This is a genomic window from Microtetraspora fusca (assembly GCF_001570365.1).
In the GTDB taxonomy this organism is placed as follows: domain Bacteria; phylum Actinomycetota; class Actinomycetes; order Streptosporangiales; family Streptosporangiaceae; genus Microtetraspora; species Microtetraspora fusca.
In genome coordinates, this window is record NZ_BBYK01000042.1 from 37,890 (window position 1) to 50,681 (window position 12,792).

General features: G+C 72.5%; 11 protein-coding genes. 3 read left to right on the top strand and 8 right to left on the bottom strand.

All coding sequences use genetic code 11. The annotated features are described in order from the left end of the window. Positions 1 to 60 precede the first annotated feature (60 nt). Together AWQ68_RS09405 and AWQ68_RS09410 are read left to right on the top strand one after the other, a co-directional pair. Positions 61 to 1,833, top strand: a complete 1,773-nt coding sequence (locus AWQ68_RS09405; protein WP_174554095.1) for a GTPase family protein — start codon at positions 61 to 63, stop codon at positions 1,831 to 1,833. Next, positions 1,830 to 3,623, top strand: a complete 1,794-nt coding sequence (locus AWQ68_RS09410) for a YfjP family GTPase (RefSeq protein ID WP_066937875.1) — start codon at positions 1,830 to 1,832, stop codon at positions 3,621 to 3,623. Before AWQ68_RS09405 ends, AWQ68_RS09410 begins: the two co-directional genes overlap by 4 nt. A 26-nt stretch (positions 3,624 to 3,649) precedes the next feature. On the opposite strand, the gene AWQ68_RS09415 is transcribed toward AWQ68_RS09410, so the two are convergent. From AWQ68_RS09415 to AWQ68_RS09450, 8 genes are all read right to left on the bottom strand, one after another. Further along, positions 3,650 to 4,738, bottom strand: a complete 1,089-nt coding sequence (locus tag AWQ68_RS09415) for an SPFH domain-containing protein (RefSeq protein ID WP_066937878.1) — start codon at positions 4,736 to 4,738, stop codon at positions 3,650 to 3,652. Positions 4,739 to 4,752: 14 nt separating this feature from the next. Continuing rightward, on the bottom strand, positions 4,753 to 5,184 hold the full coding sequence (locus tag AWQ68_RS09420; RefSeq protein ID WP_066937885.1) for an NfeD family protein: 432 nt from the start codon (positions 5,182 to 5,184) through the stop codon (positions 4,753 to 4,755). A 52-nt stretch (positions 5,185 to 5,236) separates the two neighbouring features. Continuing rightward, positions 5,237 to 6,535, bottom strand: coding sequence for a L,D-transpeptidase (locus AWQ68_RS09425; RefSeq protein WP_066937888.1), 1,299 nt, complete (start codon positions 6,533 to 6,535; stop codon positions 5,237 to 5,239). Positions 6,536 to 6,724: 189 nt separating this feature from the next. Then, positions 6,725 to 7,900, bottom strand: a complete 1,176-nt coding sequence (gene fahA, locus AWQ68_RS09430; protein WP_066937890.1) for a fumarylacetoacetase — start codon at positions 7,898 to 7,900, stop codon at positions 6,725 to 6,727. 55 nt (positions 7,901 to 7,955) lie between these two features. Then, a complete protein-coding gene (locus AWQ68_RS09435; RefSeq protein ID WP_066937894.1) occupies positions 7,956 to 9,128 on the bottom strand; it encodes a homogentisate 1,2-dioxygenase in 1,173 nt (390 codons plus the stop codon). Between the two features lie 279 nt (positions 9,129 to 9,407). After that, positions 9,408 to 10,115, bottom strand: a complete 708-nt coding sequence (locus AWQ68_RS09440) for an IclR family transcriptional regulator (protein ID WP_245655827.1) — start codon at positions 10,113 to 10,115, stop codon at positions 9,408 to 9,410. A gap of 77 nt (positions 10,116 to 10,192) precedes the next feature. Beyond that, positions 10,193 to 10,408 (bottom strand): EF-hand domain-containing protein, encoded by a 216-nt coding sequence (locus AWQ68_RS09445; protein ID WP_066937900.1) that lies wholly within the window; start codon positions 10,406 to 10,408, stop codon positions 10,193 to 10,195. 308 nt (positions 10,409 to 10,716) lie between these two features. Continuing rightward, complete coding sequence (locus tag AWQ68_RS09450; RefSeq protein WP_066937904.1) at positions 10,717 to 11,592, bottom strand: alpha/beta fold hydrolase; 876 nt, start codon at positions 11,590 to 11,592, stop codon at positions 10,717 to 10,719. 99 nt (positions 11,593 to 11,691) lie between these two features. Here AWQ68_RS09450 and AWQ68_RS09455 point away from each other — a divergent pair, with 99 nt between their 5' ends. Continuing rightward, on the top strand, positions 11,692 to 12,522 hold the full coding sequence (locus tag AWQ68_RS09455; protein ID WP_066937910.1) for a TetR/AcrR family transcriptional regulator: 831 nt from the start codon (positions 11,692 to 11,694) through the stop codon (positions 12,520 to 12,522). Positions 12,523 to 12,792 lie beyond the last annotated feature (270 nt).

Here is a 12,792-nt window from a genome sequence, read left to right on the forward strand (position 1 = left end):
TGCCAGAAAGTTCTTGTATTTCGGCATTTAGCGGGGGCCGGTGCGGGAAGGTCCGTGGGTATGCCGGGCGGTACGGGGCTGCTCGAAGCCCTTGCAGCGCTGCGACGTCAACTCGACCACGACCTGTTCCCCCTGGAGATCGGGGACGTCGCTGCGGACCGGCGCGCCCTCAAGGAGCTGACCGGGCAGCTCGACGACTACCTGCTGCCCCGGCTGACCGCCATCGACGCGCCCCTGCTGGCCGTCGTCGGCGGGTCCACCGGCGCGGGCAAGTCCACCCTGGTCAACTCCATCGTCCAGGCGGACATCACCGAGCCCGGCGTGCTCCGGCCGACCACTCTCGCGCCCACCCTCGTGGCCGGTCCCGAGGACGCGGACTGGTTCATGTCCGGCCGCGTGCTGCCCACTCTGCCCCGGGTCACCGGGCCGGGGCCGGGCCAGCCGGGCACCCTGAAGGTGGCCGTGGTGCGGGCGCTCACGCCGGGGCTGGCGCTGCTCGACGCCCCCGACATCGACTCCGTCGTCACCGCCAACCGCGAGCTGGCCGCGCAGCTCCTCGCCGCCGCCGACCTGTGGTTGTTCGTCACCACCGCGGCCCGCTACGCCGACGAGGTCCCCTGGAGCTTCCTGCGCAGCGCCCGGGAACGCAGCACCGCCCTCGCGATCGTGCTGCAGCGGGTCCCGACGGAGGCGATGGCCCCGATCACCGCCGACCTGGAGCGCCTGCTCCGGGAGAACGGGCTGGCCGGGACGCCCCTCTTCGGCATCCCCGAGCTGGTCCTCCCGTCGGAGCGGGCCAGGTTGCCGGCCGAGGCCGTACGTCCGGTCACCGACTGGCTGGGCGCCCTGTCGGCCGACGCGCGATCCCGCGCCCGGGTGGTACGCCAGACGCTGTCCGGCGCCCTGGACAGCCTCGTCGTCCGGGTGCCCGTCCTCGCCTCGCACGTGGAACAGCAGCGGCAGGGTGTCGCGAGCCTGCGCGACGTCGCCGTGAAGTCGTACGACTCGGCGATGTCGGCCTTCAACGAGGGGATGCGCGACGGCTCGCTGCTCAGGGGCGAGGTGCTCGCCCGCTGGCAGGAATTCATCGGCACCGGCGACCTGATGCGCGCCCTGGAGTCCCGGGTCGGCTGGGTCCGCGACCGCGTCGTCGCCTTCATCAGGGGACGTCCCGCCCCCGACCGGGAGCTGCGGGTGGCGCTGGAGAGCGGCGTCGAGGCGCTGATCCGCTCCTCGGCGGAAGGCGCCGCCGAACGCGTCGTGGAGTCGTGGCTGTCCATGCCCGCGGGCCGTGACCTGCTCGAACGCGCGGGCGTCGCCACGGCCGGACGGCTCGGCCGCGCGTCGCCCGATCTGCGCGCCACCGCCGCCGCGGAGGTGCGCGCCTGGCAGGGAGAGGTGCTCGACCTGGTACGCACCGAGGGCGCGGACAAGCGGATCGCGGCCCGGGCCGCCTCCTACGGCGTGAACGGCCTCGGCCTGCTGCTCATGTTCGGCGCCTTCGCGTCCACCGGCGGCATCACCGGCCTGGAGATCGGCATCGCGGGCGGCACCAGCGTGGTGAGCCAGAAGCTCCTTGAGGCGATCTTCGGCGACCAGGCGGTGCGCATCCTGACCTACGAGGCGCGCCAGGCCCTGGGCCGACGGGTCCGGGGCGTCCTGGACCGGGAGCTGGCCCGGTTCACCGACCTGCTCGACGGCCTCGTCCCGGACGAGGAGATCCCGGAGCGGCTGCGGGCCGCCGCCAGAGTCGTGGAGGAGCGGAAGCGGGAGATACCGGTCGCGGCGGTCCCGGGCGGCGGGGAGAGCGGGCCCTCCGGCGGTACGCGGTGAGGCTGAAGCGGAGAAGGGGCGCGGTCTCCCTGGACGACCGGCTCACGGCGCTCGCGGAGGCGGCCGATCTGGCGGAGGGGCGGCTCGGGCACCCGCTGGTCGAGCGGGCCAGGGCCGTGGTGGCCCGGGCGGGCACGCGCAGCGGGCTCTCCGTGGACCACACCGCCGTCGCCCTCGCCGGAGCGACCGGCAGCGGCAAGTCGTCGCTGTTCAACGCGCTGGCGGGCACGCCGCTCGCCGACGTGGGGGTGACCCGGCCGACGACCGCGCACGGCCAGGCCGCGCTCTGGGACGGGGGCGGTGCGGGGCCGCTCCTGGACTGGTTCGAGGTGCCCCGGCGGCACTCGGTGGACGGCGGCGACCTCTCCGGGCTCATCCTGCTCGACCTGCCGGACCACGACTCGATCGAGCTGGCCCACCGGCTCGAGGTCGATCGCCTGGTCGCCGTCGTGGACCTGCTCGTGTGGGTGCTCGACCCGCAGAAGTACGCGGACGCGGCCGTGCACGAGCGGTATCTCCGGCCGCTGGCCCGGCACCGGGACGTCATGCTGGTCGTGCTCAACCAGATCGACCGGCTGCCGCGTCCCGCCGTCGGCCGCTGCCTGGCGGACCTTCGCGCGCTCCTGGCCGCGGACGGCCTGTCCGGCGTGCGGATCGTGGCCGTGTCGGCGCTGACGGGCGAGGGCCTGCCGGAGCTGCGCGAGGCGCTGTCCAGCCTGGTGTCCCGCCGTACGGTGTGGGCGGCGCGGCTCGCCGCCGACGTCGCCGCGGCGGCCACCGTCTTGGCCGGGGTCGAGGACGGCGCTCCCGAAGCGGCCCCCGGCGCGGCGACGCCGTTCCGGAGACTCGGTACGGTGCCGCCGCAGCGGCGGGCGGCCGAGCGCTCCGCGCGTTGGCAGACCGGCGAGCGGCCGAGGCGGTGGGGGCGGCCGCCGCGCCGGCCGGGAGAGGCGTCCCCGGAGATCCCCACGGTGCCGCCCCCCGGGCTCCCCGAAGGGAGGCGGCGGACCGGGCCGTCGCCCGGCGCCCTGGAAGAGGCGTTGGTCGAGGCCCTGCAAGAGGCGGCGGCGGTGCCGTTGGTCGTCCAGTCCGTGGCCAAGGCGCACCGGCACCGGTCCGTGGCGGCGACGGGGTGGCCGGTGACCCGCTGGCTGCGGAGGCTGCGCCCCGACCCACTCCGCCGGCTCCACATCGGAGGCATCCCCGGTACGCCGGGACGGACGTCCGTGCCCGCGGCGACCGCCGTCCAGCGGTCGCAGGTGGACACCGCGATCCGGGAGGTGGGCGCGCAGGCCGCCCGGGAGACGCCCGAGCCGTGGGCGGCGGCCGTCCGGCACGCGGCCCGCTCGCACCGCGGCGAGCTGGCGGACGAGATCGACATGGCCGTGGCCCGGACGTCCCTCGGCGTGTCGCGCCGGCCGCGGTGGTGGCGGGCCGTTGGAGCGCTGCAGTGGTCGGTCTTCGCCGTGCTGGTGGCCGGGGCCGCCTGGCTGCTCGCGCTGTTCGCCGTCGCCGCGCTCATGCTGCCCCCGCCGCCCACGCCCAAGGTGGGCGAGGTGCCGTGGCCGACGGTGCTGCTGGTCGGAGGCGCGATCGTGGGGGTGGCCGTCGCCCTGGTGAGCCGGCTGGCCGCCTGGGTGGGCAGCCGGCGCAGGGCGCGCCGGGCCGCCCGCGTCCTGCGCGCGAGCATCGCGGCGGTCGCCCACCGCCTGGTGCTCGTCCCGGTGAGCGAGGAACTGGACCGCTACCGCCGCTTCCTCGCGCTCATCACGATCGCGCGATCACGCTGAGCGGCCCGCGCGACCTGCTCTCACGCTCACGTGTCCGTGGCGCGGTCGGCCTGCCTGCGGGCGGCGTCCAGCGGGTCGGGCAGTGGGTTCTTCGCGGTCTCGATCTGCCGTGGGCGACCGGCGGTCACCTCGCTGTCCTCGGCCGCCGCCTTCGCCTCCGCGGCGGCGCGCTCGGCTTCCTTGACGGCCTCGGTCCCGGCGGTACGTTCCCGCTGGTCGGGCTCGCGGGTCGCCGCCGAGCGGGGCAGCGCCTCGGTGAACGCCCGGGAGACGCCCTGCAGCGCCGAGGTGACCTCGCTCGGGATCACCCAGAACGTGTTGCCCTGGCCGTTGGCGAGCTGCGGGAGGACCTGGAGGTACTGGTAGGCGAGCATCTTCGGGTCGGGGTCGTTGCGGTGCACCGCCTGGAACACCTCGTCGATCGCCTGCGCCTGGCCCTCGGCCTTGAGGATCTGGGACGTACGCTCACCCTCGGCGCGCAGGATCGCGCTCTGCTTCTCGCCCTCGGCGGTGAGGATCTGCGACTGCCGGAGACCTTCGGCGGTGAGGATCGCGGCGCGCTTGTCCCGTTCGGCGCGCATCTGCTTCTCCATCGCCTCCTTGATGGTCTTCGGCGGGTCGATCGCCTTGATCTCGACGCGGTTCACCCGGATGCCCCACTTGCCGGTCGCCTCGTCGAGCACGCCGCGCAACTGGCTGTTGATGGTGTCGCGCGAGGTCAGCGTCTTCTCCAGGTCCATGCCGCCGACGACGTTGCGGAGCGTGGTCACGGTGAGCTGCTCCACGCCCTGGATGAAGTTCGCGATCTCGTACGCCGCCGCCCGCGGGTCGGTGACCTGGAAATAGAGCACGGTGTCGATGTCGACGACCAGGTTGTCCTCGGTGATCACCGGTTGCGGCTTGAACGAGACCACCTGCTCGCGCAGGTCGATCAGTGGCCGCACCCGGTCCACGAAGGGGATGATGAAGTTCAGGCCGGGGCCGAGCGTGCGGTTGTACCGGCCCAGCCGCTCCACGTTGCCCGCGCGGGCCTGCGGGACGATCCGGACGGCTCGCAGCACGGTGGCGACCACCAGCACGGCGACGACGATTCCCGCGATCAAGGACCACTCCATGCTCACTCCTGCGTTCAGTCCCGTGGGTAGACGAGGGCGGTCGCTCCCTCGATCTCGATGACGTCCACCGTGGCGCCCGCCGGGATGACGAGGGTCTCGTCGTAGGAGCGGGCCGACCACTCCTCACCGCCGATGCGTACCCGGCCGTCCCTGGCGGTCACCTCCTGGGTCACGTACGCGGGCCGGCCGACCAGCGCGGGGACGCCGAACTTGCGGGACGGCGGCTGCGTGAGGTGGCGGCGGGCGATCGGGCGGACCCCGGCGATCCCGGCGATGGAGGCGGCGATGAAGACGACGAGCTGGAGGCCCATGGGGACCCCGAGGGCGGCGACGCCCGCCGTGAGCAGCGCCGCGACGGCGATCAGTCCGAGGGCGGCGGTCAGGGTGAAGATCTCGGCCACTCCCAGGCCGGCGGCCAGGATCAGCCATATGATCCACGAGTCCATTTTTTCGCCTCCAAAGCGATAAACGGATCCCGTTTCGTAGGGGTTCCTGCTTTTACGTTAACTCTGTATGGGCGACACCTGATGTTTCAAGATTCGGTGGAATCATCGGGCTGATGAACGCGCGCACCGGTCCCGGCTCGCGGAGCGCGCTGCCCTTCAGCCACTCGTACCAGGAGAGTTGCCAGTAGCCCCAGCCGTTGTTCCACTCCAGCTCGCGGTCGGTGCCCGTGACGATGACCGGATCACCGCGCAGCGCGTTGTCGTAGAACCACGTGGCCTGGTCGGGGCGGGCGTTCACGCAGCCGTGGCTCACGTTGGCCCGACCCTGCGCCCACACGTTGTTCTTGGCGTGCACGTATTCGCCGCTGTTGGAAATCCGCACCGCGTGGCCGATCATCACGTCGTAATACTCGGGATCACCTTTCTTGCGGCCCGGCGAGACCATGCGGACCGGATCGCCCTTCTCCATCGTCAGGTGGATGCCACTGGTGGTGGTGTACTCCCTGGTGGTGGCCATGCCGGCGCTGATGGCCATGTGCTGGGCGACCACGCCGTCCCGGCGCACCACCATCTGGTGGGCGCGCGTGTCGACCGTGCTGACCATGCGCCGCCCGACGGAGAACGCGGTCGTGCGGTCCGCCGTGCCGTACGTGCCGGGGGCGGCGCGTACGCCCGCGAGGTGGGCGGTGAAGACGACGCTCTGCCGGGCCGGCCACAGCTTCCTGGTGCGGAACACGACCTGGCTGTCGCCGAACCAGTGCCACGCGCCGTCCACCGGCCCGCTGTACGACGTGGAGTACGCCCGGGTGTCCTGCTGGCCGTACGCCGCCGGGGTGTCGAGCGGGGCGGCACGGACCTCCAGGGCCCGCTCAACCGCCCGCCGGTCCTCGACGGGCCGGTCGAACGTCAGGATGATCGGCATCCCCACGCCGACGGTCTCCTGGTCGTTCGGGGTGACGGAGAGAACGTCGAACGCGTGCCGCGGGCGCAGGGTGCGGAACCGGCCCGTGATGCGGGTGGTCGCGCCGCCGGAGGCGGCCGCCGTGGCGTTCACGACGTACTGGGTGTCGGGCGCCAGCATCCAGTCGGAGCGCCACACGGTGTGGGAGGCGTTGAACGTGCCCGGCACGGCGACGTCGCCCGCGTACGCGCTGAGCGCGGTCAGCGTGCCGTCGTGCGCCGTGACGACCAGCCCCTTGTCCGGCCGGGCGGCCGAGGCGTCCGGCGCGGGAGACATCGTGATGCGCGGCATCGCGCGCGGACGCTCCGGTGGGGGCAGGGCCGAGCACGCGGCGAGGAGGAGCAGCGCCGCCGTCGCGAGGAGAGCCGTCGTCCACGCCGCGAACCGCATCCGCCGCCTGCCTCCTCGGTGCCCGATCCAGGTGCCGCGCCGTGGACCTTCCCGGCTCGCCGCGTCCGCCGGGGCGGCTCCTCACGGCGGCGCCGGGTCACCGGGGCACCCCGGCGGACCCTCGCCGTGACGAGGATCCACGGGACGCCTTCGTCGCGCTGAGTAGCAGTATAGGTGCGGATCGTAGCCCTACGTCGCCGGCGTGATCCTCCCGGTAACCTCTCCAAGCGCGATGCCGCCCGGCGCGACCGCGCTGATCGTCACGGTGTCGCCGTCCTCCAGGAAGGAGCGCGTGGTGCCGTCGGCCAGCTTGATCGGCTCGGCGCCGTTCCAGGTCACCTCGATGAGCGAGCCGAACGCGCCCTCGCTGGAGATCGTCCCGCTGGCGAACAGGTCGCCCGTGCGCAGCGACGCGCCGTTGACGGTCATGTGGGCGAGCATCTGGTCGGGTGTCCAGTACATGCCCTGATAGGACGGGGTCGAGATCGTCTCGCCGTTCAGCTCGATCCGCAGCGCGAGGTCGAGGCCCCACGGAGCGTCCCTGCGCAGGTAGTCCATGGGGGCCGGGTCCTGCTCGCGCCCGGCGACCCGGGCCGGGCACAGGGCCTCGAGCGGCGTGATCCACGGCGAGATCGAGGTGGCGAACGACTTGCCGAGGAACGGGCCGAGCGGCACGTACTCCCACGCCTGGATGTCCCGTGCGCTCCAGTCGTTGACCAGGGTGACCCCGAAGACGTGGTCGTCGAACGCCCGGGCCCGCTCGCCCAGCCGGGTCGGCGAGCCCACCACGAAGCCGAGCTCGGCCTCGATGTCCAGCCGCACCGAGGGGCCGAACGACGGCCCCGGCATCCGCTGCCCGCACGGCCGCCTGATCGGGGTGCCCGAGACGACGACCGTCCCCGCGCGCCCGTGGTAGCCGACGGGGAGGTGCCGCCAGTTGGGCTTCAACGGCTCCTCGTCGGGGCGGAAGATCCGCCCCAGGTTGGACGCGTGCTCCAGCGAGGCGTAGAAGTCCACGTAGTCGGCCACCTCGACCGGCAGGTGCATCGTGACCTGGTCGAGCGGGACCAGGTGCGGTTCGACGACCGCCCGGTTCCCGCCCGCCTCGTCGGCGCGGTCGGCGGCGAGGAGCGTCCGCAGCCGGGCACGCGTCTCCTGCCATGCCGTACGCCCCCGGGCGAGGAAGGGGTTGAGGCTAGGTGCGGCGAACACCTCGTCGTGCAGCACGGGCGCGAGGTCGAGCACGTGGTCGCCCACGCGCACGCCGACCCGGGGCGCCTCTCCCGGGCGCGAGAAAACGCCATAGGGCAGGTTGTCCAGGCCGAAGAGCGACTCGTCCGCCCCCGGCACCCAGCTTCGCGTCACCGTCGTCCTCTCCGTCGGAGCTGTGTTGTGTGTCCCGGTCGTTCTACCCCGCCGGTCAGCGGCGGGGGGCCCACGTCCAGGCGTACGCCGGATCCTCGCACGCCAGGGCGGCCGCGCCCAGGTCGAGCGGGCGGAACGTGTCGATCATGACGGCCATCTCGGTCGTCTCCTTGTGGCCCTGCCGTACGGCCTCGACGACGGCCTCGACCGCGCCCGGCTGCGGCCCGTGCGTGAACCCGGCCGGGTGCAGCGAGATCGAGCCGACGTCGATGCCCGAGCCCCGCCGCGCGCTGTAGTCGCCGCCGACGTAGAACATCAACTCGTCGGAGTCGACGTTGTGGTGGTTGTACGGGATCGGCACCGCGTCCGGATGGAAGTCCAGCGGCCGGGGGCAGAACGAGCAGATCACGAAGCCCGGGCCCTCGAACGTCTGGTGCACCGGCGGCGGCGCGTGCGTCCGCTTCACGATCGGCTCGAAGTCCTGGATGTTGAACGCGTACGGGTAGAGGTAGCCGTCCCACCCGACGACGTCGAAGGGGTGGTGGGCGTAGGTCAGCCGGGTGAGCCCGCCGCGCGTCCGGACGAGCACCTGCACCTCCTCGCCGTCCACGAGCAGCGGCTCGGTGGGCGCGCGCAGGTCGCGCTCGCAGTACGGCGCGTGTTCGAGGAACTGGCCGTACGCGGACAGGTAGCGCTTGGGCGGGCGGATGTGCCCGGCCGCCTCGACGACCAGCGCGGTGACCGGGCCCTCCGGGACCCAGCGGTGGATGGTGCCGGTCGGGATGACGACGTAGTCGCCCTCGCCCGCCTCGATCACGCCGTACGTGGACTCGAACCGAGCCCGGCCGCTCGCGATGTAGACGCACTCGTCGCCCATCGAGTTGCGGTAGAGGTCGCTGGGCGCGTCGGTCGCGACGTACGACATGCGGACGTCGGAGTTGCCGGCGAGCGGCTGCCGCCCGGTGACGAGGTCGCCCGTGGCGGCGAGGTCCTGGGTGCGGAAGTGCCGCGGAGAGAGCGGCAGGTTCGGCGTGAGGCCGGGAGCGGCGAGATCGACGGCCTCCGCCTTCACGATCGCCGTCGGCAGGTGGCGGTGGTAGAGCAGCGACGAGTCGGACGAGAAGCCCTCTTCGCCCATGAGCTCCTCGGCGTAGAGCCCGCCATCCGGGCGGCGGAACTGGACATGGCGCTTGCGTGGCACATCGCCCACGACACGGTAGTACGGCATTGGCCCTCCGCGCGTACGGAATGCGGACGTCGGTGTCCTCTATACGTACGACGATCCGGCATAGGCGTGGAGATGTCAAACCCTTTGGGCCACAAAAAGATGATTCATCCCGGCGTTGCGGCGGCGACGGTCGGCGATGCCCCTGCCGTCGATGTCAGGCAGGGAGCACCCCGGCCTTCCGACGGCTGATCGCCGGAGCGGTGAAAGCACGCTGCTGTCAGCGAATCAGCGCCCGCGCACAGCCGTCTCCACCGCTTGTGGATAACCGCGGGGACGGGATCACTGGGCGAGGGTGCGGGCGAGGTCGCGGGCGGCCTCGACAACGCGGGGACCGACCGCGTCGACGTCGAGCAGGCCGAAGGTGACGACCCCGACGGAGGCCTCCAGCCAGGGAAGCCCGCGGAGGGGGACGGCGATCCCGCGCGCGCCCTCCTGCAACTGCCCTTCGGTGACCAGGAACGGCCGGGCCGCCGCCGTCTCCGGCTCCGCCTCGCCGCCCGCCGGACGGGAGCCCGGGTGCGCCTGTACCCGGGCCGTCTCCTCGCGGAGGGCGAGGATGGCGAGCCCGGCGGCTCCGCGGGTGAGCGGGTGGCGGGAGCCTTCCCGGTAGGCGAGGTGCATGTCGGTCCACGACGGCTCGACCACGGCCACGGCGACGCCGTCCTCGCCCTCGGCCACGGTCAGATGCGCGGTGGCGCCGACCTGCTCGGCGAGCGCGCGCAGCGCGGGCAGCGCCGCCGCGCGCAGCAGGGGTTGCACGGCCTGCGCCATCACGAGCACGCCGAAACCCAGGTGGACCCGCCCCTGCGCGTCGCGCCGGGCGAACCCCTCATTCTGCAAGGTGGTGAGCAGCCGGTAGACGACGGGGCGGCTCAGCCCGAGCTCCTGGGCCAGCTCCGTGGGGGTGCGCCCCCGGTTTCCGTCGGCGAGCAGCCGCAGCAACCGCAGCCCGCGCTCCAGCGTCTGCGCCGATTCCGCCGCCATCATGGTGCGATTATCGCCACTCCACCCGCCGGGCCGCCCTCCGCCCTGGCGGCCCGGGGCGATGTATGGCGATGACGCGGTCAGGCGAGCGGGCGGCCGCTCTGGAGCCAGGCGCCGAACTCGTCGATGTTGATGAGGCCGTCGCCGTCGGTGTCGACCTTGTCGATCACAGCCTGCGCGCTCTCCACGGTGATCCGCTCGCCGAGCACCTCCATGAGGCGCACCAGCTCTCCGGCCGAGATCAGGCCGTCGTCGTCGCTGTCGACGAGGTCGAACGTCGCCGCGTACTCGCTCATGTCTCTTCTCCTCGTCCGGCGGCTCGTCGGCGTCCGAGAGCGTTTCCGGCTGTGGGTTCTGGTTGGCGAGCAGCACGATAGCCGGACAAGTCGCGATCGGAGCCGTTTTGCGGCAAGCCCGGATCGGTGTCTCCGCCGTCCCCCGGCCCCGACCGTTGGGCCCTGGCGTCAGGGAGCGCCGTGTCGTCGCCCTGCCGATCAGGAGAGGGCGCGCCGGGCCCGGCTCTGGGGCCGGGCCTGGACGGTGAGGGGTCAGGGGCGATCGCGTGCCTGCGATGCGAGGCCCGCGCCTGTCGTGGAGCCGCCGCTCAACGGCCGATCTGGGAGAGGAGCCACGGCCGCAGGACCGGCAGGACGTGGGTGGGCTGCATGGCCTGCGTGTGGTCGAGCCCGTCCAGGACGCGTACGTCCCATCCGAGGTCTTCCAGTTCGGCGTGTCGTTCGATGATCGGACCGGCCAGGCTGACGTGGACGTCGCCCCAGCGTTCTCCGTAGGAGATCTCGTCCGCCGAACCCACGAAGCACAGGCGGGGGCAGCCGATCCGGGGTTGGGCGGCTTCGTCGTCGAAGCCGCGCAGTGCCTGGTACAGGGTGACGAACTGGCGGGCCTGCGGTTCTGAGATGGTCACCTCGGCGGTGTCCCAGTCGAACTCGTCGGCCGTCTGCGCGTCTCCGGCCTGTTCCGCGGGCTCCTGCCGGTCCTGCGGGGTGTGCGTGGCCGCGGCCGCCAACTCGTGCGTGGCGACGGTGACCTTCAGCATCCCGTCATAGGGCCCGCCCAGGGGCGGGAACCCGCCCATGACCAGCGCGGACAGCCGGTCCGTGCGGATGGCCAACTGGAGCCCGCTGAGGGCCAGCCACGAATATCCGTAGTAGGCGAACCGGTCGGCGCCGACCGCGTCGGCGACCGCCAGCAGATCCGCCGCGATGGCGTCCGGCGTCAGGGTGTCCGCCTTGGGGGTGGCCATGACGTGGCCCTCGTAGTCGAACGCGGCGACCCGGAACGCGTCGCCGAGCCCCTCGACGAGGGAATGGCCGAGCGCCGGGTCCATGCCCCACTTGCGCATCTCGTCGGCCTTGGGGCCTTCGGCCGGTCGCGGGTTGACCGGGAGCAGCACCGTGGGGCCGGCGCCGTGGACCTCGATCTCGATCGTGCTTCCGTCGTGCAGTTTCGCTTGGGGCATGGGGGTTCTCCGCTCATACGCCGCCAGGAGAAGCTAACTCCATATGGCATAAACTGTTGACGAGGAAGACCATACCTTATGCCATAAGGAGTTGTTGTCGTGACCGTCTTCGCAGGCCAGGGAGATGCGGCCCGATCGATGGCCTTGTTGTGGGGCGGGCAGGATATTCCCGCAGCCCAGGCCGGTGGCCCGCGCAAGGCGCCGGGGCCCAGACGCGCGCTGAACATCGACATGATCGTGGAGGCGGCGATCGCGGTGGCCGACGCGGATCCCATGACGGCCGTCTCGCTGCGCGCGGTGGCCGACCGGCTCGGCTGCACCTCCATGGCGCTGTACACCTACGTGCCGAGCAAGGCAGAGCTCCTGGACCTGATGTACGACCGCGCGCACGCCGAGCTGTCCGCCCACCACGACCTGAGCGGGGGATGGCGCGCGGCGGTGGCCTCCTGGGCGGGGGAGCTGAGGGCGTTCTACCTGCGGCACCCGTGGGTGCTGCAGGTGTCCCACGCCCGCCCAGTGCTGGGCCCGCACGAGCAGGCCGTCATGGAGACGCTGGCCGGCATCGTCTTCCAGACGGGGCTGCCCGCCGCGACGCTGCGCGGCGTCGTCGCCGCGCTGTTCCACTTCGTGCGCGGGAATGCCCAGGCCGCCGCCGAGTCACGGATCGCCGCCGCCGCGACCGGGATGTCGGACGAGGAATGGTGGGCCGGCCGCTCCGCCCTGCTGGGACGCCTCGCCCCCGACTTCGCCGAACGCTTCCCCATGTCGATCCGGCTCTCGGCGCGTGAGCGGGACACCGCCCGCCGCGACGGGGCCACGTACGTCGAGGACCAGGCCGACGAGGCCTTCGCCACCGGGCTGGCCGTCCTCCTCGAAGGAGTCGACGCCACCAGGAAGACCCTGCCGCCCCCGCCCTCCGCGTCGGCGTAGCCCCAGGCGCGGCGGTGGCTGGCCTGAGGAACGAGCGGGCTGAGGAACGAAGCCCCGAGCGACGAGGGAAGACATCGCCTAAGGGGCGCCCGAGCCCGCGCGAGCGGAGCGAGCGCCATCAAACGCGGCGAAGCCGCTAGACACTGGCCACAGAGCATGGGTGGCGACCGAATATGCTGGCGCTACGTCAGTTTCATATCCCTAGAGGGAGAACTTTGCGATGTACAAGGAATTCGCCGGCGAGGTCGTGATGTGGCTGATCCCCGTCGT